Source organism: Rhodococcus sp. As11, assembly GCF_048957735.1.
In the GTDB taxonomy this organism is placed as follows: domain Bacteria; phylum Actinomycetota; class Actinomycetes; order Mycobacteriales; family Mycobacteriaceae; genus Rhodococcus; species Rhodococcus gordoniae.
This window is the reverse complement of record NZ_JARDJE010000003.1, coordinates 375,992-398,940: the sequence shown is the minus strand read 5'-3', so window position 1 is coordinate 398,940 and position 22,949 is coordinate 375,992. Positions and strand designations below refer to the sequence as shown.

Annotated in this window: 21 protein-coding genes, 2 pseudogenes and 2 riboswitches; of the genes and pseudogenes, 12 read left to right on the top strand and 11 right to left on the bottom strand. The window is 67.5% G+C overall.

Annotation, left to right across the window (positions count from 1 at the left end):
• Nucleotides 1–51 precede the first annotated feature (51 nt).
• Nucleotides 52–1,185: pseudogene (locus tag PV766_RS06185) on the top strand (IS701 family transposase); the annotation flags it as partial.
• A 176-nt stretch (nt 1,186–1,361) separates the two neighbouring features.
• On the opposite strand, the pseudogene PV766_RS06180 reads toward PV766_RS06185, so the two are convergent.
• Nucleotides 1,362–1,511: pseudogene (locus PV766_RS06180) on the bottom strand (amino acid ABC transporter permease); the annotation flags it as partial.
• 296 nt (nt 1,512–1,807) lie between these two features.
• A riboswitch (SAM riboswitch) is annotated at nt 1,808–1,900 on the bottom strand.
• Nucleotides 1,901–2,049: 149 nt separating this feature from the next.
• Here PV766_RS06180 and PV766_RS06175 point away from each other — a divergent pair.
• The 6 genes from PV766_RS06175 (at nt 2,050) to PV766_RS06150 (ending at nt 7,250) form a co-directional block, all read left to right on the top strand.
• Nucleotides 2,050–2,823, top strand: coding sequence for a sulfite exporter TauE/SafE family protein (locus PV766_RS06175; RefSeq protein WP_413766930.1), 774 nt, complete (start codon nt 2,050–2,052; stop codon nt 2,821–2,823).
• A gap of 150 nt (nt 2,824–2,973) precedes the next feature.
• A complete protein-coding gene (locus PV766_RS06170) occupies nt 2,974–3,537 on the top strand; it encodes an alternate-type signal peptide domain-containing protein (protein WP_064062683.1) in 564 nt (187 codons plus the stop codon).
• Nucleotides 3,538–3,541: 4 nt separating this feature from the next.
• On the top strand, nt 3,542–4,087 hold the full coding sequence (locus PV766_RS06165; protein WP_064062684.1) for a hypothetical protein: 546 nt from the start codon (nt 3,542–3,544) through the stop codon (nt 4,085–4,087).
• Nucleotides 4,084–4,674, top strand: coding sequence for a signal peptidase I (locus tag PV766_RS06160; protein WP_129977509.1), 591 nt, complete (start codon nt 4,084–4,086; stop codon nt 4,672–4,674). Before PV766_RS06165 ends, PV766_RS06160 begins: the two co-directional genes overlap by 4 nt.
• Nucleotides 4,661–5,293, top strand: a complete 633-nt coding sequence (locus tag PV766_RS06155; RefSeq protein WP_129977593.1) for a SipW-dependent-type signal peptide-containing protein — start codon at nt 4,661–4,663, stop codon at nt 5,291–5,293. Before PV766_RS06160 ends, PV766_RS06155 begins: the two co-directional genes overlap by 14 nt.
• A 7-nt stretch (nt 5,294–5,300) precedes the next feature.
• Nucleotides 5,301–7,250: a signal peptidase I gene (locus PV766_RS06150; RefSeq protein ID WP_421096657.1), complete on the top strand. Its 1,950-nt coding sequence runs from the start codon at nt 5,301–5,303 to the stop codon at nt 7,248–7,250.
• A 10-nt stretch (nt 7,251–7,260) separates the two neighbouring features.
• On the opposite strand, the gene cobU is transcribed toward PV766_RS06150, so the two are convergent.
• The 7 genes from cobU to PV766_RS06115 all read right to left on the bottom strand — a co-directional run bounded on the left by cobU (nt 7,261) and on the right by PV766_RS06115 (nt 13,782).
• Nucleotides 7,261–8,607 (bottom strand): bifunctional adenosylcobinamide kinase/adenosylcobinamide-phosphate guanylyltransferase, encoded by a 1,347-nt coding sequence (gene cobU, locus PV766_RS06145; RefSeq protein ID WP_421096656.1) that lies wholly within the window; start codon nt 8,605–8,607, stop codon nt 7,261–7,263.
• Nucleotides 8,607–9,419, bottom strand: coding sequence for an ABC transporter ATP-binding protein (locus tag PV766_RS06140; RefSeq protein ID WP_064062689.1), 813 nt, complete (start codon nt 9,417–9,419; stop codon nt 8,607–8,609). Before PV766_RS06140 ends, cobU begins: the two co-directional genes overlap by 1 nt.
• Nucleotides 9,416–10,378, bottom strand: a complete 963-nt coding sequence (locus PV766_RS06135; RefSeq protein WP_242496795.1) for a FecCD family ABC transporter permease — start codon at nt 10,376–10,378, stop codon at nt 9,416–9,418. Before PV766_RS06135 ends, PV766_RS06140 begins: the two co-directional genes overlap by 4 nt.
• A 107-nt stretch (nt 10,379–10,485) precedes the next feature.
• Nucleotides 10,486–11,391 carry an ABC transporter substrate-binding protein gene (locus tag PV766_RS06130; RefSeq protein ID WP_172506058.1) on the bottom strand — a complete coding sequence of 302 codons (906 nt, stop codon included), beginning with the start codon at nt 11,389–11,391 and terminating at the stop codon, nt 10,486–10,488.
• 87 nt (nt 11,392–11,478) lie between these two features.
• Nucleotides 11,479–11,608, bottom strand: a riboswitch (cobalamin riboswitch).
• Between the two features lie 19 nt (nt 11,609–11,627).
• Entirely contained in the window at nt 11,628–12,851 is a 1,224-nt protein-coding gene (locus PV766_RS06125) for an O-succinylhomoserine sulfhydrylase (protein ID WP_026003258.1), read from the bottom strand.
• On the bottom strand, nt 12,848–13,258 hold the full coding sequence (locus PV766_RS06120; protein WP_026003257.1) for a rhodanese-like domain-containing protein: 411 nt from the start codon (nt 13,256–13,258) through the stop codon (nt 12,848–12,850). The genes PV766_RS06125 and PV766_RS06120 overlap by 4 nt, the downstream gene beginning before the upstream one ends.
• Before the next feature lie 71 nt (nt 13,259–13,329).
• Nucleotides 13,330–13,782, bottom strand: a complete 453-nt coding sequence (locus PV766_RS06115) for a hypothetical protein (protein ID WP_421096655.1) — start codon at nt 13,780–13,782, stop codon at nt 13,330–13,332.
• A gap of 292 nt (nt 13,783–14,074) precedes the next feature.
• Here PV766_RS06115 and PV766_RS06110 point away from each other — a divergent pair, with 292 nt between their 5' ends.
• Nucleotides 14,075–15,472, top strand: a complete 1,398-nt coding sequence (locus tag PV766_RS06110) for an FAD-dependent oxidoreductase (RefSeq protein WP_016935369.1) — start codon at nt 14,075–14,077, stop codon at nt 15,470–15,472.
• Between the two features lie 69 nt (nt 15,473–15,541).
• Here PV766_RS06110 and PV766_RS06105 read toward each other — a convergent pair whose 3' ends face one another.
• Nucleotides 15,542–16,024: a DUF456 domain-containing protein gene (locus tag PV766_RS06105; RefSeq protein WP_129977514.1), complete on the bottom strand. Its 483-nt coding sequence runs from the start codon at nt 16,022–16,024 to the stop codon at nt 15,542–15,544.
• A gap of 166 nt (nt 16,025–16,190) precedes the next feature.
• Between PV766_RS06105 and PV766_RS06100 the strand changes: the two genes are divergently transcribed.
• Entirely contained in the window at nt 16,191–18,899 is a 2,709-nt protein-coding gene (locus PV766_RS06100) for a vitamin B12-dependent ribonucleotide reductase (protein WP_421096665.1), read from the top strand.
• Nucleotides 18,900–18,922: 23 nt separating this feature from the next.
• The gene (locus tag PV766_RS06095) at nt 18,923–19,351 is read left to right on the top strand and encodes a hypothetical protein (protein WP_255161552.1); all 429 of its coding nucleotides are present in this window, start codon (nt 18,923–18,925) and stop codon (nt 19,349–19,351) included.
• Nucleotides 19,352–19,358: 7 nt separating this feature from the next.
• On the opposite strand, the gene PV766_RS06090 is transcribed toward PV766_RS06095, so the two are convergent.
• On the bottom strand, nt 19,359–19,739 hold the full coding sequence (locus PV766_RS06090) for a VOC family protein (RefSeq protein ID WP_026003201.1): 381 nt from the start codon (nt 19,737–19,739) through the stop codon (nt 19,359–19,361).
• Between the two features lie 92 nt (nt 19,740–19,831).
• Between PV766_RS06090 and PV766_RS06085 the strand changes: the two genes are divergently transcribed.
• Complete coding sequence (locus PV766_RS06085; protein WP_016933751.1) at nt 19,832–20,209, top strand: nuclear transport factor 2 family protein; 378 nt, start codon at nt 19,832–19,834, stop codon at nt 20,207–20,209.
• 105 nt (nt 20,210–20,314) lie between these two features.
• Entirely contained in the window at nt 20,315–21,412 is a 1,098-nt protein-coding gene (locus PV766_RS06080; protein ID WP_129977516.1) for a CaiB/BaiF CoA transferase family protein, read from the top strand.
• 51 nt (nt 21,413–21,463) lie between these two features.
• Here the strand turns inward: PV766_RS06080 and PV766_RS06075 are convergent, their stop codons facing one another.
• Nucleotides 21,464–22,945 (bottom strand): PLP-dependent aminotransferase family protein, encoded by a 1,482-nt coding sequence (locus PV766_RS06075; RefSeq protein ID WP_421096654.1) that lies wholly within the window; start codon nt 22,943–22,945, stop codon nt 21,464–21,466.
• Nucleotides 22,946–22,949: the final 4 nt, after the last annotated feature.

The window sequence follows — 22,949 nt, the reverse complement described above, 5'->3', positions numbered from 1 at the left end:
ACTGCAACGACAGTTTGTGACCACCGGTGCACGTGTGGTAATTGATCATTTGTGCAGTCGGAGGTGCTGGAATGGTCAGCGGGGTTTACGGCATTCTGCAGTCGGTTCGCGCACCGGTTCTCGCGGGTGGAGTCACGGCGGCGGATGGGTGCCTACGTGCGCGGCCTGCTCGCGGAGGTCGAACGCAAGAACGGCTGGACGCTGGCCGAGGCCGCCGGGGACACCGGCCCGGAAGGCATGCAACGACTGCTGAACTTCTACACCTGGGACTGCGACGGGCTGCGCAATGACGTGCGAGACGTGGTCGTCGAGGCGATCGGCGACGAGCAGACCGGGGTATTGATCGTCGACGAGACCGGTTTTCTGAAGAAAGGCAACAGATCCGCGGGCGTGGCGCGGCAGTACTCCGGTACTGCCGGGCGGATCGAGAACTCCCAGATCGGGGTGTTCCTGGCCTACGCCTCGCCGACGGGTCGGGCGTTGATCGATCGAGAGTTGTATCTACCCAAGTCGTGGACCGAGGACCGCGATCGGTGTCGCGATGCCGGCATCGACGACAGCATCGAGTTTGCGACCAAACCCGAACTGGCGCAATCGATGATAGATCGTGCTCTCGATGCCGGCATTCCGTTCGGGTGGGTCACCGCCGACGAGGCCTACGGGCAGGTCGGCCAGCTGCGGATGTGGCTCGAATCCCGCGGGGTAAACCATGTACTTGCAGTGCCGAAATCGCAGATGGTGGTATCGATGAAGCTGCAGCGCCGACGCGCCCACGCCGTGATCAGCGAACTCGACGCGTCGGCGTGGCAACGGCTGTCGTGCGGCGACGGCGCCCACGGACCGCGGGTTTATGACTGGGCGGTGGTGGACATCCGGCCGTTACGCGAGGCCGGCCGGGGTCACTGGCTGCTGGCCCGCCGCTCGATCACCGACCCGGAGCAGATCGCCTACTACATCTGCTACGGGCCGGCCGACACCCCGCTTGCCGAACTCGTTCGGGTCGCCGGCAGCCGGTGGTCGATCGAGGAGTGCTTCCAGACCGCGAAGAACGAGACCGGACTCGACCACTACCAAGTCCGGGGTTACACCGCCTGGTACCGGCACATCACCTTGTCGATGGCCGCGGCCGCGTTCTTGACGATCCTGCGTCGAGACGCCCAAAAGGGGGATCTTCAGCTGGTCCCAGTAAGTCGATTCCTCTGACCATCAACGAGATTCGAGGACTGTTCAATCGTATCGCCTGTCCCGTGCGGCACGCCTTCGCCCACCTGTGGCACTGGTCGAACTGGCGGCGCATCAGCCAAGCCAGAGCACGCGCCAGTCACTACAAACGACGACATCACAAACTGTCGTTGCAGTACTAGGCCGTGCACGAACTGGGCAACGAGGATCAACACGGCGGCGCTGATCACCCAGCGCCACGGATGCCGTTTCCGGGCGACGACCAGGTTCTCGTCGTCGGTGTGGTCGGCGGGGGCGTCGGGAATGCGGAGATCGGTGGACGTGCTCACGGCGACGTCCTGTGGGCGGGAGCCATCGGAATGGGCCTTTCGGGAATGCGGGGTGTGGGAAAGCGAGGGTGCAGACGTGGGTCCCGGCCCGTCCCCCTGCGGACGGGCCGGGACTCACGCGGCGAAGAACGACGGGAGGTTCGGCGAGCGGTTCGGCTCAGCGACGACACCGGTGCGAAGTACCGCTATGACACCGGTGCGGAGTACCGCCGTGACACCGCTGCGAAGTACCGCGGCACAGGTCGATGTGCAGGCGGCACCACGAGGCGCGCTCGGTCCAGCGGGTCATGCTCGTTCCTCCATCGATCCCGGCGGTAGCACCCGCACCCGCGTACGGGGGGTTGCTGCGACGTCGTAGAGCCAGGTCTCTCGGTCGCTCTGGATGGTCGCGCTTCAAGCTACGGAGTGCGGCACGCCGCGGAAAGGCTTTCTCTCACTGTGACGGAAATCCGTTCCTCGTCGAGACCGATGTCGATGTCGACGCGGTGGCCCGGCATCGACGACAAGGCCGGTTTCGGCACGCCGTAGACTCGCCTCGGTGACTCCGCTCGAACTCTTCCTCGTCGCATTGGCCGGGCTCGGCGCCGGAGCGATCAACTCCCTCGTCGGATCCGGCACTCTCATCACCTTCCCGACGCTCGTCGCATTCGGTGTACCCCCGGTGACTGCGACGATGTCGAACGCGATCGGCCTCGTTGCGGGTGGCGTATCGGGCACCTGGGGCTATCGGCGCGAGCTGCGTGGGCAGTGGGAGCGGTTGCGATGGCAGATCCCGGCGTCGTTCTGCGGGGCACTGGTCGGAGCATGGCTCCTGCTCCACCTACCGGAGACCGTCTTCGAGACGGTGGTGCCGATCCTGCTCGTCCTGGCACTCACGCTCGTCGTGCTGCAGCCGAAGATCCAGGCGTGGGTGGCGCGCAGAACGGGTGGCGACGCCGACGGCCGTCTCGGACCGATACGGATGACGCTGCTCGTCGTCGGAACCTTCGCCGTCGGCATCTACGGCGGCTATTTCACGGCGGCGCAGGGCATTCTGCTCATGGGTTTGTTCGGCGCGTTGCTGCACGACCACATCCAGCGACAGAACGCCGCGAAGAATCTGCTGTCGCTGGTCGTGAACGTCGTGGCCGCCTGCGCGTACATCCTGGTGGCCTTCGACCGGATCGACTGGACCGTGGCCGCACTGATCGCGGTGGGTTCCTTGATCGGTGGCTATCTCGGTTCCCACTACGGCCGGCGCCTGTCGCCGGTCGCGTTGCGGATCGTCATCGTCGTTGTCGGCCTGATCGGGCTGTACCGGCTGTTGTTCTGACCCGGTCTTTTCTTCCCGGCGGTAACGAAATCGTCTCCTATCGCCCCAGGGGCAACACCCGTCACAGAAATACCAGATGGTTGGTATGGAGCCGATCACAACGGGTACCTGACGAAGGTCGGGAGCACGACCTTCGAGGGGAGCAATCGTATGAAGAAGCAGACCAAAGGGGCCATCGCCGCAGGGGCCGGAGCCATCCTGCTCCTGGGCGGACTGGGCAGCCTCGCGTTCTGGAACGATCAGACCGACGGTGACGCCGGTACCATCACATCCGGTCAGCTGACGCTCGGGGAGTGCGCCGGCGGCGGCACGTGGACCGATGTCGGCAATGGTGGAGCGACGATCGGCGACATTTCATCGTTCCGAATCGTCCCGGGCGACACGGTGCGCTACACCTGCGCCTCCACGCTCACCGCCCAGGGCGACAATCTGGAAGCCACACTCACCGCGAATCTGGATGGCGTCACGGGAAATACCGACTTGCGAAACGCCCTGATCACCACCATCGACGGCGAGTACGCCGGCCAGTCGTTCACCGGTGGAGCCGACGGTGTTCAGGTCGTGGCAAACGGCGGTGCGCCTCAGGATATTTCGGTCGACATCACCATCACGTTCGATCCGGCCACATCGGGGACGACCGGACAGAACGAGACCGTCGATCTCGGCAATCTGAGCCTGAATCTGCAGCAGAACACGAACCCCGCTCCCGCGTGAGGACATGAAGCGGAGATGGGCCTGGATCGCCGCAGTCGCGTCGGTTCTGCTCGTGACCCTCTGGTCCACACAGCAGACCGGCGCACTGTGGCGCGACAGCACACAACTCAGGGGCGGCACGATCATCTCGGGGAGCCTGACCATCATGGCCCAGGGCTCCCAGGACTACACATGGACGAACTTCGGCGGTACCAACCTGGCGCAGGGATCCGTGGTGCAACAGCCGTTGACGGTCAGCATTCGGGGTGACGCCCACGCACGTTACCGATTGCAAGCGGTACGTCAGAGCTCGACCCGGCTGCCGATCGCGGTGACAGCGTGGATCGTCGGTTCCGCCGACGCATGCCCGACGTCATCCGGTGCAGCGGTGGCTACACCGACGTCGACGATCGGCGGTCCTTGGACGGCCTTTCCGGCTCCAGGGGAAGGACGGTCGGCCGCTCCGGGCACCACGGAGGTGTGGTGTCTCCGGGCGACCGTCGGAGCCGCGGCAGAACAAGGCAGGTCGACCACCCTTGCGCTCGAATTTCGAGTGGAGCAACAGATATGACCGAATCCCGGGAAGAAGACGACCGGACAGGGCTGCTCTGGTGGATGGGCTCGATGCTCACCTGGGCCCTGCTGTTCGCCATGCTCACCCTGCTGGCAGTCACCATCCTGATCCCGGCCGTGGCCGGCGGCGAACGCTTCACCGTGCTCACCGGATCGATGGACCCCACCTACCCACCCGGCACCCTCATCGTCGTCGAGCCCGTCGAACCCGACGAACTCGCGATCGGAATGCCCGTGACGTACCAGTTGCGTTCGGGGGATCCCACTGTGGTGACGCATCGGATCATCGCGTCCGCCCAATCCGCGAAGGGGCAACGCACGTACATCACCCAGGGCGACGCCAACACTGTGCCCGACGAGAAACCGGTTCTCTACGAACAGATTCGGGGACGCGTCTGGTATTCGATCCCCTACCTGGGCTACGTGAACAACTGGCTGACGGGGCAACAGCGTTCGTGGACCGTCGGGATCATCGCGATCGCACTGTTCGGCTACGCCACCGTGCTGTTCACCAGCGGTATCAGGGATGGCAGACGTGAGCGGGACGCAGCACGAACCGGCGGAGGCAGCGATGCGCGGCGATGAAGTCCTCGATCACCTTCGCAAGTACCTACGAAAAGCGCCTTCATTCTTCACCGTCCGGGTGCGCGCACTACTGTCGCTCGGAACGGTCCTCGCACTCGGCGCGGTGGGAACCTTCGCCGCGTGGGCGAATTCGGCGGTAGCGACGGGGACGTTCAGCACCGGCACGGTCGATCTGCGAGCGAACGACGTGAAGTCCTATACGTTCTCCGACCTGACCTCGTCCTCCATGATGCCGGGCGAGAGTCGAGCGGCGAGTCTGCAGGTGCAGAACACACGCTCGACGATGGACGTCACGTACACGGTGAATGTCGCGACACCCGCCGGAAGTCCGGCCCTCGCGAACAACCTGCAACTCCGGGTCTTCAGCAACGGAACCCCGTCGAACCTCACTGCCGGCGGTCTCCGCAAGGGAACATGCACGGGAACACAGATCGGACAGACGAACCTGATCGCGGGAGGCGCTGCGCCGATCGTCACTTCTGCTCGCCCCTTGGCGGCCACGACCGGTAGGGAGACACTGTGCATGGTCGTCACGTTGCCCACGTCGACGCCGCTCCCCACACAGAACCAGAGCGTGTCCGCCCTCGTGTTCACCTTCACGGCGCAGACGACGGTGTGAGGCGACAATGACCGAACACGCACACCAGGCACGGCCCCCACGCAGAGGGTGGGACACCCTCCTGACGATCGGTGCAGTACTCGGCAGCCTGTGCATTCTCGTCGCGGCGGTATCGGCCCTGTTCGGCCTGACGCCGTTGATCTTCCGCTCGGGTTCCATGGCACCCGCGATTCCTTCGGGCTCCCTCGCGATAGCGCACACCGTCCCCGCAGCCGACCTTCGGTCCGGTGACGTGGTGAGTGTGATCAACGATCAAGGCAGTCGCATCACCCATCGGATCGTGGAAGTCCAGTCGTTCGCCGGAAACACGGCCCTCCTCCGGCTGCAAGGAGATGCGAATCCGGAACCCGATCCCCGCAGTTACGGAGTGAGCTCGGCCGAACGGGTGCTCTTCCATGTCGACGGCCTCGGCTACCTTGCCGCCTGGCTCCGGACCGTTCCCGGCCTCGTCGTGCTGGCGATACTCGCCGCCGCCCTCATCCGGATCGCGGTGCGTCCCGACGGATCGCCCCTCCGGAACGCCCAGGCCCCCGTGACTCCTCTGGCAGTCCTCGTCGTCGTGTCTGCGGTCGGCCTCTCACACACGCCGGGGACCGATGCGGCCTTCGTCGACAACGCGACCGCGCGAAGCGGAGCGTTCGCCTCGAAGAGCGAGTACGTACCACAAATTGCAGGAACGGTCGGCTGCAACAGCAAACTCATTCTCGACCAACCCGATCCTGTCACGTTGAACTGGACGCATCTGGGGTCGCCCTATCAATACCGGATCATTCTGCGAGATATGGACGGTCGTGTCTGGCGGACCGTCGACATCACCGACATCACCGCCGCGACGGGCGGCACCATCTCGTACGACCTGTACGGCACAGGTCTTCCTCGCCGCAGCCTCATCTGGCGGTACAACGCGGAAATACACACGATGTTGCCGGGAGGCACGGTGTCGGCAGCATGGAGGGGCCGCCTCGTCTCCCAACCAGTGTCCTTGATCAGCCACAACCAGGACCTCAACTGCAGCCCGAGCGGGGAACGTGACGGGACCCCGGCGTATGTGGCACCCCCGGCTTCCGTCGCATGCTCCACGACCGGCACAGGAAGTGCCACCGCAGCGACATTGACGTGGCCCCACGTCGGCACGGGTGTGACTTACCAGGTCACCGTTCGCAATCCGTCGGACGGAAATTTCGCTTACGTCACCACGGTGACCACCACCCCGACGGCCGCGGGGCAACCGGTGACCGCCAGGATCGCCCGGACCAACCTCGACACCGCTCTCATCACCGCGAATACCGCTGACGCCGAGATCCGCTCGATCCAAGGAGATTCGTATTCCACAGGTTTCGTCGCGTACAGGCTCGACACGACGTCGACGACGGGCGTCACCTGCTCGGCACCAGCGACAGGAGCACGCTCACTGCCGCAATCCTCTGCTTCCACCACCACGACGTCGACGACGTCCTCCCCGACCGCAAGTCCGGGGACATCGACCTCCCTCGGTCCGACGACCACCGAGGGGAGTCCCAGCACGTCCGGGTCACCGTCTGCACCGACAGAAACGGAAATTGTCTCCGCGCTCCGCTCACCGTCCGGCCTGTACTCCGCTCGGCTCGTCCGATCCGAGGCCGGAACGTACGCCGTCATCACTGCTGCGACGGGCAGCGAGGAGTACCGCACCGGCGCCTCGGAGGGTGATGGACTGGCCTGGGCCGCCGAGACGGACGAGCTACGCATCACCGGAAGTTCGGGGGAATGGGTGATCAGTAGGGCTTCGGGTTCGTGGGTGAGGAGCGCGGTGGTCGATCCGCTCCCGGCTCCCCCGCCTGCTCCTGCTCCTGAACCTGCACCGACCGGCGAGCCTGCTCCTTCACCGGTCCCAGAGGAGACGCCGCCCGAACCTGCGCCGACCCCGAGCGACGATGCTCCTGTGGGCGAGCCGGCCGACGACGGATCGGAAGGCTGATGCTTCGAAATCAATTCCGCTTCAACGAAACAGGAATTCCTGCCACCACGAGAGTCGCTGCTTCACTGGCCTCCGCGACCCGCGCATTGAGCCGGCCCAGCATATCGCGGAACAATCGGCCCGAAGAGGTCGCGGGCACCACTCCGCTACCGACCTCGTTGCTCACGGCGACCACCGGCACCGCACATTTCCGCCACGCCGCGATCAACTCGTCCACATCGGAGTGGACAGGGTCGAGGTCGCCACCATCCCAGACACCGTGGATATCGAGCCGTGCCGTCAACCACGTTCCGAGACAATCGATCAGCAGCGGTTCCGTAGCGGTGCACAGAACCTCGGCGACATCGACCGTCTCCACCGTCGACCATGAACCGGGACGCCTTTCCCGGTGCAGTGCAACACGTTCCGCCCACTCCGCGTCACCCTCTCGTGTCCCGCCGGTGGCGACGTAGGTGACGGACGGGCAGGACGCGAGCAACTCCTCGGCGTGCCGCGACTTGCCCGACCGCACTCCCCCGAGAACCAGCGTTCGATGCGGCACGACCGGAGTCCCTTCACCCACGTGGACCACCTCACCATCACGACCGGGACGAGCATCCACCTGCTGCAGACGTTTCCGAAGTATGTCGGCGGGTGGATTGTGGTGGCCCAGATGCACGGCGACCACATCGGTGTCCGGAGTGACGGCACCGGCACCGCGCAGGCCGTCCACCAGGGTGCCGAATTCCGGAAGGCCGAGGTGACCCTCGGACAGTTCGGAGCGGTCGCCGAAGGTCTCCTCGAGAAACACCGCGTCGAACCGCGCGTCGCGCACGGCCTCGAACCACTCGGGAGGCCACATCCCGGTGTCGCACGCCCACAGCAGCCGCGACCCGCCGGGACCCGACAGGTCGTACAGCACTGCGTCACCGTCACGGAACACCGTGTGCCGCGCGGGGAGAACACGCACCGCGTACTCACCGACGGCAAGCGAATCCCCGGCCTCGACCGGCACGAAGCGCACCGGGTCGTCGGGGCCCACCCACGGTCTGCAGGTGTCGAGGGCGTCGGCGGGGCCGATCACGTCGAGCTCGTCGCCGCCCGCGACCCATGATCGGAACAGCAACGCCTGCGGCCCGAGATGATCGGCGTGCGCGTGTGTCAGGAGAATGTGCCGCACCGTCGCCAGCGACCTGCCGTGCCGCACCGCCGCACCGGGCGCCTCCGGACCGCAGTCGAGCAGCAGCACGTCGTCGACGAGCGCCGCGGTCTGCCCGCGTATCTCGCCGCGACGTGCGGCGTCCGCACAGGATTCACACGTGCAGAACGGATTCGGCCATCCGTCCGCCGCACCGGTCCCCAGGAGTACGACCTCCATCAGCAGTCCTTCGAGGTGTCGCGGAGCGGGAGAACGGCACGACCCGCCGGGCGGTCGAGGATCTCGACGCGGGCGCCGTAGACCTGCGCGATGCGTTCGGCGGTGAGCACGTCGTCGGGCACTCCGTCGGCGACGACGTGCCCGCGATCGAGCAGCACGAGCCGTTCCCCGTACTGGGCGGCGGAGGTCAGGTCGTGCATCGCGGCGATGACGGTGAGGTCGCCCTCGGTGCGCATCGAGTCGACGAGTTCGAGCACCTGCTGTTGGTGCCCGATGTCGAGGGCGCTGGTGGGTTCGTCGAGGAGCAGCACCCGGGGTTGCTGGGCGAGAGCGCGCGCGAGCACGACCCGCTGCAGCTCCCCACCGGACAGTTCGGTCGCGAGTCGCGGTGCGAACGCTTCGAGCTCGAGCCGTTCGACGACCCGGTCCACCACCTCGCGGTCGTGCGCGGTCTCGGATCCGAAGCGCGGGATGTGCGGGGTGCGGCCGAGGTGGATCAGTTCCCTGACGGTGACACCTTCCGGCACCACGGGGCGTTGCGGCATCAGCGCGACCGCGCGTGCCATGTCCCGACGTCCGGCGCGCCCCGGCACGATGTCGGCGACCTGCAGGTGACCGGTGGCCGGCACGAGCCCGGCGAGGACGTGCAGCAGGGTGGTCTTGCCCGACCCGTTGGGTCCGACCAGCGACACCCAGGAGCCGGCGGTGACGTTCAGGTCGACGCGGTGCAGCACCTCGATGCCGCCGCGTTCGGCGCCGAGCTGCCGGCACGACACCGTCACGGTCCCGGTGGGGAGAACATCGCTTTTCATCGGACACCTCGGCTACGTCTGAGCACGACGAGGAAGAAGGGCGCCCCGATCGCCGCGGTCACGACACCGATCGGCAGTTCGGCGGGCGACATGACGGTACGGGCCAGGACGTCCGCGAGGACGAGGAAGGATGCGCCCACCAGCAGGGACAGCGGCAGCAGGAGTCGGTGGCCGGGTCCGGCGAGCAGCCGTACCGCGTGGGGCACGACGATGCCGACGAAGCCGATGAGACCGCTCGCCGAGACGACGGCCGCAGTTCCGAGCGTCGCGACGCACACGAGCAACAGCCGCACGCGCGCCGGGTCGATCCCGAGGCTCGCGGCTTCGACGTCGCCGACCGCCATGACATCGAGTGTGCGCCGGTGCAGCACGATGATCGCGACGGTGACCACGACGTACGGCAGGACCACGACGACATCGGACCATCCGTCGGTGGACAGGCGGCCGAGCATCCACGAGTACACCTGCCGCAGCGTGTCGTCGTGCAGCTGCATGAAGAACGTCTGGATCGCGTTGGCGAAGGCTGCGACGGCGACCCCGGCGAGGATGATGACGACTTCCGAGCGGCTTCCGCCGACGGTGCGGCCCAGCGAGTAGGTTGCGCCGACGGCGAGCAATCCACCCGCGAACGCTGCGACGGGGACCCCGGCGAACCCGGCCGCGCCGCCCACGACGATGGCGAGGGTCGCGCCGAGACCGGCGCCACTGGACACCCCGAGCAGGTAGGGATCGGCGAGCGGGTTGCGGAAGACACCCTGGTAGGCCGCGCCGGCGATGGCCAGCATCGCACCGACCAGCACGCCGAGCACCACACGCGGCATCCGGATGTTCCACAGGATGGCCTGCTGACGCGTGCTCAGTCCCGAATCGACGTCGACGAACGGCAGGCGGTCGGCGATGTCGAGCAGCACCCCTCCCGGGGTGAGACCGGCCGGTCCGACGAGGATCCCGACCAGCATCGCGGCGAACAGGACGAGCACCGCGCCGGTCAGCACGAGCGCGTTGCGCGGCAGTACCCGCGCACCACCGGGTGGCAGGGCGCGGGTACTGCGGCGCGACAGAGAGATCAAGGCGTGGGCTGGGCCGCGGGGATGGCGCCGACGATCCGGGCGATCTCGCGCATCAGGTCCACGACGCGCGGACCCCAGCGACTCGCGATGTCCTCGTCGAGGACGTAGACGTGACCGTCACGGACGGCGCTGAGCTCGTTCCAACCCGCACGCTGTGCGACGACCTCGGGCGTGACGCCGCAGCACTGTCCGTCGGCCAGGAAGATCACGTCGGGGTTCTGTTCGAGGACGTACTCGGCGGACAGCTGCGGGTAACCGTTGCCGCCGGTCGCGATCGAGGTCAGGCCCAGCATCGAGTAGATATCGCCGATATAGGTGTCGTCGGTGACGGTGTAGAAGGTGTTGTCGAGCTCGTGGTAGTAGGTCAGCGGGGTCTCACGCTCCGGGAGGCCCGCGAGAATCCCGTCGATGTCCGTCTTCATCTGCGCGACGAGTTCGGCGGCGTCACCGACGTGTCCGGTGGCGGCTCCCAGCTGCTCGATCTGGGCATAGGTGTCGTCCAGCTTCCCGGCGGCGGGAAGGATCAACGTCTCGACACCGGCCTGTTCGAGTCCCGCGACGAGATCGGCGGTGTCGGCGTTGGCGACGACCAGGTCGGGTTCGTAACCGAGGATCGCCTCGACGTTCGGGGTGTAGCCCGACAAGTCGGTGACGGGCGCGTCGGCCGGGTAGTCGGATCGGTCGTCGACCGCGACCACCTGGTCACCGGCACCGATGGCGTAGAGCATCTCGGTGCTGGTGGGGCTCAGGGAGACGATGGCCTGCGGAGCATCGGCGGAAGCGGTGCCGGTGTCACCGGCCGGCGACGAGTCGTCGCTGTTCGAGCACCCCGCGGCGAGGAGAGCGAAGGCGGTCAGTCCGGCGGCGAACAGCCGTCGGGAGTTGTCGAGGGGCACAGCCATCCTCCGTTGTTCGGAGGACGAAAACAGCACGGCTGCAACAGGCGGTTGCGGCACGCCACCGTCCTTCGTCCGAGGACCAGTACGTACGGACCCTCCGCGCCGGCCGACCTGGCTCACCCCGTATCGGGACTCACAGTTGCGGGACAGCGCCGGATTCTCACCGGCTTCACCGAAAACGCAGCGGGTGCCCTACCGGATCGGCAGGACACCCGCAGCGTAGCTCACGGCTTCGCAGGTCAGGACAGCGCCTGCTGGAGATCTTCGAGAAGATCCTCGGGATCCTCGAGGCCGACGGACAGTCGCACCACACCGTCGGACAGGCCGATCGCGGCCCGGCCCTCGGGTCCCATCGCCCGGTGGGTGGTGGTCGCCGGGTGGGTGACGAGCGACTTGGCGTCGCCGAGATTGTTCGAGATGTCGACGATACGCAGCTTGTTCAGCAGCTCGAAGGCGCGTTTCTTGCCCTCGCCCTCCGGGGCGTCGAGTTCGAACGTGATGATCGTGCCGCCGCCGCTCATCTGCGACTTCGCGAGTTCGTACTGCGGGTGCGATTCGAGATAGGGGTACTTGACCCACCGCACTGCCTCCTGCGATTCGAGGAACTGCGCGATGCGCAGCGTCGAATCGACCGAGGCCCGCAACCGCACCGGCATGGTCTCGAGACCCTTGAGCAGCGTCCACGCGTTGAACGGGCTCAGCGACGGCCCGGTGTGGCGGATGAGCTTCTGCACCGGCCCGTCGATGTAGTCGGCGGGTCCGAGGATCGCACCGCCGAGCACACGGCCCTGGCCGTCGATGTGCTTGGTGCCGGAGTACACGACGACGTCGGCACCGAGATCGAGGCTGCGCTGCAGCAGCGGGGTGGCGAAGACGTTGTCCAGCACCACCTTCGCGCCCGCCGCATGCGCCATCTCGGAGACGCGACGCACGTCGACGAGGGTCTGCATGGGGTTCGAGGGGGTCTCGAAGAAGACCGCGGTGGTGGGCACCGACAGTGCCTTCTCCCACTGGTCGAGATCCTCGCCGTCGACGAACACCGTCTCGACGCCCCAGCGGGGCAGGATCTCGTTGCACACGACGAAGCACGAACCGAAGAGGCTGCGTGCCGCGACGAGGCGGTCGCCCTTGCCGAGCAGCGCGGCGAGCGCGGTGAACACCGCGGACATGCCGGACGCGGTGGCGTACGCCCCCTCGGCACCGTCGAGCAGGCGCAGGCGCTCCTCGAACATCTTCACCGTGGGGTTGCCGTAGCGGGAGTAGACGAAATGGTCGACGTCGCCGGTGAAAGCGGCCTCGGCGGCCTCGGCCGACTCGTAGACGAACCCGGAGTTGAGGTAAAGGGCCTCGGAGGTCTCCTCGAAACCGGATCGGAGGGTGCCGCCGCGCACGCCGAGTGTGGCGGGACGAACGGTGTCGGGCAGCGATTTGCTGAACGCGCCGCCCTGGGGGATGGAACTCACGACTGCCTCCACGGCAGGCCCGCGGCCCGCCAGCCCTCGGCACCTCGATGGCCTTCGCCGTCGAGAGCGCCTTCGAATCCTTCGAGAACGTTGTAGGCGGGGGTCAGGCCCGCGGCGGTGGCGGCTTCGGCCGCACCGATCGAGCGCTGACCCGAGCGACACAGGAAGATCACCGGCCCGCCGCCGATACCCGCTGCCCGCAGATCCTCGACGAAGGTCGGATTCGGGGCGCCGTCGGGGTAACGAACCCACTCGACGAACACGGTCCGGCGACCGAGCGACGAGGTTTCGGGGACCCCGACGTATTTCCACTCGGCTTCGGTCCGCACATCGACGAGCACGGCATCCGGATCACCGTGCAGCAGGTCCCATGCCTGCCGCGGCGTTATATCACCTGCGTAGCTCACCCGGACATGTTTTCACAGTTCGCGCTGGGACGTACACGCGGGCATCGCTTCGTATACGCACGGGCACCGATTCAGAATCGGCAGATCCTCCACACGTCGTCGATGCGGACGACCTGCCACGTCTCGGTCTGCGTCTGCCCGTCGAGGCCGGTCCGGACGTCCACGGTGGCCCGATCGCCGTCCACGGAGATGTTCTGCGCGGCCTGCAGCTCGACACGCCCCTCGACGTCCGCGAGCGGCGCATCGTCGGGGGACAGTTCGCTGCACCGCAGCCGGTCGAGGATCGGCCCGTCGTTCTCGTTGTGAGCGGAGACGTAGTCGGTGACGGCGCGGCGCACCATCTCGTCCTCCGTGAGGTCGGCGCCCGGCGGGGAGAACATCTGGGCGCCGAAGACGACGAGGACGAGCACCACCAGGACCGCGAGGGCTCCCAGGAAGGGCCCTGTGCTGCTACTGGTGGGACCGTCGGGATCCGGACCGGGATCGGGATCGGGATCGGGTTCGGGGGCTCCGCGCTTGGCCATGCGCTCGATCCTAGTGGGAACGAGATCACTGCCTGTCACGACCACATTTGCCCTGAAAACCCTCTCGAGGTAGGAATTGGGGCATGGCCACCACGCAGCTCGTTCGACGCCTCGCCGTCGACCTGTGTCGTATGGGTGCCCACATGTGTTGTCGCTGAAGCGATTCGTTCGACGGCTCGATTCATCCTCTTTCGCCGTCATCCCCGCGCGACCTGCGCCCGGCCCACTGAGGGCAGCCTTAATTTAAGCTGGATATGTCCGTCCGCACACCGAAGAGGTAGTTGATCCCCTGATGACCGATCAGACTCGTCCCCTTCGCGTCGCGATCGTCGGTGCCGGTCCCGCCGGTATCTACGCCGCCGATGCGCTCATGAAGTCCGACACTGCGCAGGATCCCGGGGTCAGCATCGACCTGTTCGAGCGCATGCCGGCACCGTTCGGTCTGATCCGTTACGGTGTCGCTCCCGATCATCCGCGCATCAAGGGCATCATCACCGCCCTGCACAAGGTGCTCGACAAGCCGCAGATCCGGTTGCTCGGCAACCTCGACTACGGCACCGACTTCACCCTCGACGACCTCCAGCGTTTCTACGATGCGGTGATCTTCTCCACCGGCGCGAACGCGGACCGCGCGCTGAACATCCCCGGCATCGACCTCGACGGCAGCTACGGCGCCGCCGACTTCGTGTCCTGGTACGACGGTCACCCCGACGTGCCGCGCACCTGGCCGCTCGAGGCGGAGAAGGTCGCCGTCCTCGGTGTCGGCAACGTCGCTCTCGACGTCGCCCGCGTGCTCGCCAAGACCGGCGACGAGCTGCTGCCGACGGAGATCCCGCCGAACGTCTACGAGGGCCTGAAGAACAACAAGGCCGTCGAGGTGCACGTCTTCGGTCGCCGTGGCCCGGCACAGGCCAAGTTCACGCCGCTCGAGCTGCGCGAACTCGACCACTCCCCGACCATCGAGGTCATCGTCGACCCCGAGGACATCGACTACGACGAGGCCTCCGAACAGGCCCGCCGCAACTCCAAGCAGGTCGACATGGTCGCCAACACCCTGCAGGACTGGGCGATCCGCGACGTGGGCGACCGCCCGCACAAACTGTTCCTGCACTTCTTCGAGTCCCCGCACGAGATCCTCGGTGAGGACGGCAAGGTCGTCGGGCTGCGCACCGAGCGCACCGAACTCGACGGCACCGGCAACGTCCGCGGCACCGGAAAATTCCGCGATTGGGACGTCCAGGCCGTCTACCGCGCGGTCGGCTACCTGTCGCAGAACATCGCCAAGCTGCCCTTCGACGAGCAGGCCGGCACCGTGCCCAACGAGGCCGGTCGTGTGCTCGCCGACGAGGCGACCGAGGGCCCGGACCGGTTCCTGCCGTACACCTACGTCACCGGTTGGATCAAGCGCGGCCCCGTGGGCCTGATCGGCCACACCAAGGGCGACGCGAACGAGACCGTCGCGAACCTGCTCGAGGATCGTGCCGCCGGTCGTCTGAACGACCCGGAGGATCCGTCCGAGGACGCGATCGTGAAGTTCCTCGAGGACAAGCAGCTGCCGTACACCACCTGGCAGGGCTGGTACCGCCTCGACGCGCACGAGCGCAGCCTCGGTGAGGCCGAGGGTCGCGAGCGGGTCAAGGTCGTCGAGCGCGAGGACATGTTCCGCGCGAGCGAGCCGCACAAGTCGTGATCTGCGCCTGAGCCCGACGACCGAGGAGGGACCCGTCCGTGCGGACGGGTCCCTCCTCGCATTCCGGGCTCAGGTGAACAGGACCGCTCCCAGCCACACCGAGGCCGCGACGAGTCCGCCGAACAACTCGACGAGGATCGACAACGCGACGGCCTTGGTGGCCGCCACGGTCGAGACCCACGCGTCGCGATGAGTGCGGTGCCGCTGCACCTCGGACAGGTACATACCGAGCAGGAAGCCCAGGAACAGGCCGACGACGGGGACGACGAAGAACCCGACGATACCGAGCAGCCCGGCGAGGATCAGCGACCGGTTCGGCACGCCCGCCTGCTGCAGTCGCTTCCCGGGCCAGGTGTACTTCACGATGCCGGTGACCAGCAACGCCGCCGTCGCCACGCCGAGCACGACCCACGCGGTGGTGCCTCCCGTGACGAACGCCCACACTGCGATCGCCCCGAAGATCAGCAGGACGCCGGGCAGGATCGGCAGCACGATCCCGAGCAGGCCGACGAGGATCGCCAGCCCGACGAGCAGTTCGCCCCCGGCACTCACGGCGCCACCGGGTGGGCCGAGCGGGCGGAAGACAGCGGAGTACCGGGACGCGGTGGCAGCATGGTGGGACTATATGTGCCACCGGTCCACGCCCCCCCGGGAGGACGCGATGAGCAGTACCAGGCCTCACAGCCCGAAGAGTGCATCGGACGCCGGCTCCGCCGCGATGCGCGGCGACGTCCGGTACTTCACGACCCCCGCTGTCGATCCCGCCGAGACGGTCGAGTGGCAGCGACGCGACGCGCGGATCGTGCACCACGGCACCGGGCGCGTCGTCTTCGAGCAGACGGATGTGGAGTTCCCTGCCTTCTGGTCGCAGAACGCCACCGACATCGTCACGCAGAAGTACTTCCGCGGGCAGCTCGGGCACCCCGATCGTGAACACTCGCTGCGCGACGTGATCGCGCGCATCGTCGACACGATCACCGCCTGGGGGCACACCGACGGCCATCTCGACGACCCGGAGGCGTTCGCCGCCGAACTGACCTGTCTGCTGATCCACCAGCGGGCCTCGTTCAACAGTCCCGTCTGGTTCAACATCGGGGTGCCGAACACTCCGCAGCAGGCCAGTGCGTGTTTCATCCTGTCGGTCGACGACAGTATCGATTCGATCCTCGAGTGGTACCGCCAGGAAGCGGTGATCTTCAAGGGCGGGTCGGGAGCCGGGGTGAACCTCTCCCGGATCCGCTCGTCGGCCGAACCGCTGACCGGCGGTGGAAGCGCATCCGGTCCGGTCAGCTTCATGCGCGGCGCCGACGCGTCGGCCGGCACGATCAAGTCCGGCGGCAAGACCCGGCGGGCCGCCAAGATGGTGATCCTCGACGTCGGCCATCCCGACGTCGAGGAGTTCGTCGACTGCAAGGCGATCGAGGAACGCAAGGCGCGGGTGCTCGCCGAGGCCGGTTTCGACATGGACCTCGACGGCGCCGACATCCATTCGGTGCAGTACCAGAACGCGAACAATTCGGTGCGCGTGACCGACGAGTTCATGCACGCGGTGGTGGCCGACGCCGAGTGGCCCCTGCGCGCCGTGACGACCGGCGAGACCGTCCGGACGGTGCGCGCGCGAGAGTTGTTGGAACGCATAGCATCCGCCACCTGGGAATGCGCCGACCCCGGCATCCAGTACGACACGACGATCAACGCCTGGCACACCGCCTCCGCGACCGGACGGATCAACGCGTCGAATCCCTGCTCGGAGTACATGCATCTCGACGATTCGGCCTGCAATCTCGCGAGCCTGAATCTGCTCACCTTCCTCCGCGAGGACGGCACCTTCGACGTCGACGGTTTCCGTCACGCCGTGGCGGTGATGCTCACCGCGCAGGAGATCCTCGTCGGCCGCGCCGACTACCCCACCGAGCGCATCGGTGAGACGTCGCGTCGGTTCCGGCAGCTCGGACTCGGTTACGCCAATCTCGGTGCGCTGCTCATGGCTTCGGGCCTGCCCTACGACAGCGAGGGAGGCCGCGCGACCGCGGCGGCGATCACCGCGCTGATGACCGGGCACGCCTACGCCGTCTCGGCCGATCTGGCGCGGCGCCTCGGCCCGTTCGACGGGTTCGACGAGAACCGCGCGCCGATGCTCGACGTGCTGGGCAAGCATCGAGGGGCACTCGACGACATCGACGCCGATCTCGCCCCGGCCGACGTGCTCGAAGCCGCGCGGCAGGCGTGGGATCGCGCGGTGACCGACGGCACCGCCCACGGCGTGCGCAACAGCCAGGTCAGCGTTCTCGCCCCCACCGGCACCATCGGACTCGCGATGGACTGCGACACCACCGGTATCGAACCGGATCTGGCGTTGGTGAAGACCAAGAAACTCGTCGGGGGTGGCAGCCTCACGATCGTCAATCGCAGTGTGCCACGCGCATTGTCGCGTCTGGGTTACGGCCCGTCGGAGGTCGCCGACATCGTCGCGCATCTCGATCTGCACCACGATCTCGCCGGCGCGCCGCACGTTCGCGGCGAGCACGCACCGGTGTTCGCGACCTCCATGGGCGACAACGTCATCTCGCCGCGCGGCCACGTCGCGATGATGGCCGCGGTGCAGCCCTTCCTGTCGGGTGCGATCTCGAAGACGGTGAACCTGCCCGAGTCCGCGACCGTCGACGACATCGCCGACATGTATGTCGACGCGTGGCGGCTGGGCGTGAAGGCCCTCGCGATCTACCGCGACAACTGCAAACTGGGACAACCGTTGTCGACGTCGTCGCGCCCTGCTGTCGCAGAAGCGGCGGCGTCGTCCGCGGCGCCTCGCCGCGAGCGGCTCCCGCGCACCCGCACTTCGCGGACGTTCGAGTTCCGGGTGGCGGACTGCAAGGGCTTCGTCACGATCGGCGAGTACGACGACGGGCGTCCCGGCGAGATGTTCCTGCGCGTGTCCAAACAGGGTTCGACGCTCGCCGGCATCATGGACGCCTTCTCGATGTCGGTCAGTTACGGTCTGCAGTACGGGGTTCCGTTGCGCACCTTCGTCCGGGCCTTCACGAGTACGCGTTTCGAGCCGGCCGGGATCACCGACGATCCGGATCTGCGGATCGCCACGTCGATCCTCGACTACATCTTCCGGCGACTGGCGGTCGATTATCTCGAACCCGACGAGCGCGCCGAACTGGGCATCCTGACCGTCGCCGAGCGTTCGGTGCCCGACACCCCCACGCTCACGCCGTACACGAGCACGCCGCCGGTGCGTGAGCCCGATCCGCCGGCGACCGCACGGCGCAGCACGCATGCGGACTCCCCGGGTGGGTTCGCCGCGCCGTCACCGTCGAATCCGGACGCGCCGTACTGCATGCAGTGCGGGGTGAAGATGCAACGGGCCGGATCGTGCCACGCCTGCCCGTCCTGTGGGAACACCAGCGGCTGCAGCTGAGGTGATGCGTCCATACTGGCGCGATGGTCCTGGGAGTCGACACCGAACTGACATTGACGGCCGCAGGTACGGTCTTCCTCCTCGCGCTCGCTCTCGGCGTGTGGAAGTACCGGCAGATGGCGACGTCCGACGACCACCTCGCGCACCCGTACGTCGACATCGCCCACCGATCGGCCCTGATGTACTCCTTCGCGACGCTGCTGGTCGCGGTGTTCGTCGAGCTCAGCGCGTGGCCCACCGCAGTGAACCTCGCCGCGGCCGCGGTGATCGTGGTGTTCTTCGTCGGTGCGATCGCGAGCTATGTCGTGCACGGTGCGCTGCGCGACACCACGAATCAGTTCGCGCATCCGGTGCGCGGGACGGGTCCGGCGATGGCCGCGCTGATCGTCGGTGAGATGGGTGGCTTCGCGGTGCTGTTCGCCGGCTTCCTGTGGGGTGCCTTCGCAAGCTGAGGCGGCGTCAGGTGCGGTGTTCGAGCAACGACAGGACGTTGCCGTGCGGGTCGCGGAACCACGCGACCCGCATACCGTCGGGTGCGGTCCACGCGTCGTGGTCGTCCTGATCCATGCCGTTGTACCGGATGAACTCCACGCCGTGCTCGCGCAGTCGTTCGACGGTGCCGTCCAGATCGGATACCCGCCAGCCCAGCACGGTGTAGCCGGTCTCCTCGCGCGACTGCACGAGGGTCACCCGGACCGGTGCGCCGTCGCCTCCGTCGAGGACGAGCGCGAAGGGGTCGCGGGAGAGCTTCCGGAAGCGCAGGGTGTCGACGTAGAACATCTCCGAGACGTCGAGGTCGGTGCTCGGGACGAAGCTCACGAGTTGGCCGGTGATCGTCATACGTCCACTGTGCTCCGGAGCGCCCGAGTGCGACAGCGGATTCGGCGGATTCACGCCCCCACCTCGGCGATCCGGCGACTAGGCTCTCGATCATGAGTACCTCGGAGATCGCTACGGTCCTGGCCTGGCACGACGCTGTGAACAGCAACGACATCGACACGCTCGTGCAGTTGTCGAGCGACGACATCGTGCTCCCCACCCCCGACGACGATCCCGACCAAGGACTCGACGAACTGCGCGAGTGGGCGACGACGGCAGGGGTCACGCTGCAACCGGGCCGCCTGTTCGTCCACCACGGAATCGTGGTGGTCGAGGAGACGGCGACCTGGGCGTCCGATCCGGGGCCTCGTGAGGAGGCGATCGCCTTCCGGGTGGTCGACGACCAGGTGGTCACCGTCGTCCGCCACGCCGATCTCGGCGAGGCCTTCGAGGCGACCGGACTGAGCGAGGCCGACCTCTACGAGGAGTGAGCCACTCCCGACGACCGGACCCCAGTGACCGGAACCATATTCTGAACGCTCGCTAAGGTACTCTCCGTTGCGACAGTCCCTACACATCGGAGCGAGGTTCGTCGAGTGTCCGCTGAAGCTGTTGAGAAGAAGGGTCCGCTCGCGGGTGTCCGCGTCGTCGAGTTCAAGGGGCTCGGTCCCGGCCCGCACGCCGCGACGCTGCTCGCCGATCTCGGCGCCGATGTCGTCATCGTGCAGCGCCCCGGTGAGATCCCGCCGGCGGGACAACGCGACCCGATTCAGCGCAACCGTCGTGTCGTGGAGGCCGACCTCAAGGATCCCGCCGACATCGAGAAGGTCCTGGGTCTGCTCGAGCGCGCCGACGTCCTCATCGAGGGTTTCCGTCCCGGCGTCACCGAACGGCTCGGCCTCGGACCGGATGTGGTCCTCGAGCGCAACCCGCGCATCGTCTACGGCCGCATGACCGGTTGGGGCCAGGAGGGCCCGCTCGCGAACGCGGCCGGCCACGACATCAACTACATCTCGCTCACCGGTGTGCTGCACGCGATCGGCCGTAAGGGTGAGCGTCCGGTGCCGCCGCTGAACATGGTGGGCGACTTCGGCGGCGGTTCGATGTTCCTCGTCTTCGGCATCCTCTCCGCCCTCGTCGAGCGGCAGACCTCCGGCAAGGGCCAGGTCGTCGACGCGGCGATGGTCGACGGTGCCCTCGCGCTCTCGCACATGATGTGGGCGTTCCGCGGCCGCGGTGTGTGGTCGGACGAGCGCGGCGTCAACCTGCTCGACACCGGCGCACCGTTCTACGACGTCTACGAGACCAAGGACGGCAAGTACATGGCCGTCGGCTCCATCGAACCGCAGTTCTACGCACTGCTGCTGCAGGGCCTCGAGCTCGATCCGGCCGACCTGCCGCACCAGCTCGACACCTCCCGCTGGGCGGAGACGAAGAAGATCTTCACCGAGAAGTTCCTGTCGAAGACGCGCGACGAGTGGACCGAGATCTTCCTCGGCACCGATGCCTGCGTCTCCCCGGTCCTCACCTGGGCCGAGGCGGAGAAGAACGAGCATCTCGTCGCCCGCGGATCACTGATCGAGATCGACGGCACCGTGCAGCACGCACCGGCGCCGCGCTTCTCCCGCACACCCGCCGGCGAGCCGGGGGCACCGGCGGCCGAGGCCACCGACATCGACACCCTCTGGGTCTGATCCGGCAGCCCGGGCCCGCCGACGCTCCGACGATCGTCCTGGCGCACAGGATCAGACGACGAGCCGCGCCTCGTCGGGCGTGCGTCCGGAGGCCACCTGGTCGTAGGCAGCGGCCATGGCCTCGACGGCGTCGTCGAGGACCTCCGCGTCCTGCGTATGCGGCAGGCGTACGAAGTGCTCGAACGCGCCCTGCACGCCGAAACGCGGGCCGGCCGAGAGCAGCACGCCGTGAGACGGTGCGGCCGCAGCCAGCGAGGTCGACACCGGCTCGGGCATCCGCGCCCACAGCGACATCCCGCCCTGGCCCGGTGTGTACTCCCAGTCGGGTAACCGCCGGTCCAGGGCGTCGCACAGCGCACGACGTCGCTCCCGCAAGCCGGCGCGTCGGCGTTCGAGCAGCTCGTCGACATCCGAGAGCAGATGTGCGGCCGCGAGCTGTTCCATCACCGGGGTGCCCAGGTCGACGGCAGTCCGGGCTCCGGCCAGCCGGACGATCGTGTCGCGGTCGGCGCGGATCCACCCCACCCGCAGGCCGCCCCACAGCGACTTCGCCGTCGAGCCCACCGTCACCACCGACGCTCCGGCCGGCATCGCCGCGACCGGCGGCGGCGGCGGGGCGTCGAGCCACAGATCGACCATCGACTCGTCGACGACGAGCGTGGTCCGCGTGTCGCGCATGATGCGGGCCAGTTCGGCACGGCCGTCCTCGTCGAGGCACAGGCCCGTGGGGTTGTGGAAGTCGGGGACGAGGAAGGCGGTGCGGGCGGCGGTCTGCCGGACGGCGCTGGCGACACCGTCGAGATCCCAACCGCCGTGCGGGCCGTTCTCCGGGCGCACCGGAACCGGCACCGGACGGGCGCCGTATCGGCGGATCGCTTCGAGCGCATTGGGATAGGTGGGGTGGTCGACGACCACCCGGTCGCCGGGATCGTCGAACACACCGAGCAGCAGGCGCATCGCGTGCTGCGCCCCGGAGGTGACCATGATCTGATCGGGCGAGGTGGGCAGTCCACGCTCGCGGTAGCGACGGGCGATGACCTCGCGCAGCACCGACACCCCGATCGGTTCCATGCCGTGCGAGTCGAGATAGGTCGACATCGACCGCAGCGCCGCCGCATACGCCGCCTCGATCTCCGTTGCCGGCGCGGGTAGCGAGGCATTGCTCAGATCGATCGCCGGACCGACCGGCATCCGGGACCCGGTGTTCTCGGGTCCCCGGCGGGCGGGCACCGCGACGGTGCTGCGGGCACCCTGCCGACTGCGCAGATAACCCTCTTCCCGTAGCGCCGCGTAGGCGGACGCGACGGTGGTGCGGCTCAGCGACAGGGCTGCGGCGAGCTCCCGCTCGCTGGGCAGGGCGACCCCGAGCGGGACACGACCGTCGTGCACGAGCAGGCGGATGCTGTCCGCGAGCGCCCGGTAGGCAGGACGAGGATCGGGGCGAGAGGAGCGACGGGAATGCGACTGCCCCGAATCCTGCCAGTTGCCGAGGTCGCGGACGAGCGAACCGGCTCCGATCGCTCGAGTGATCATCGAT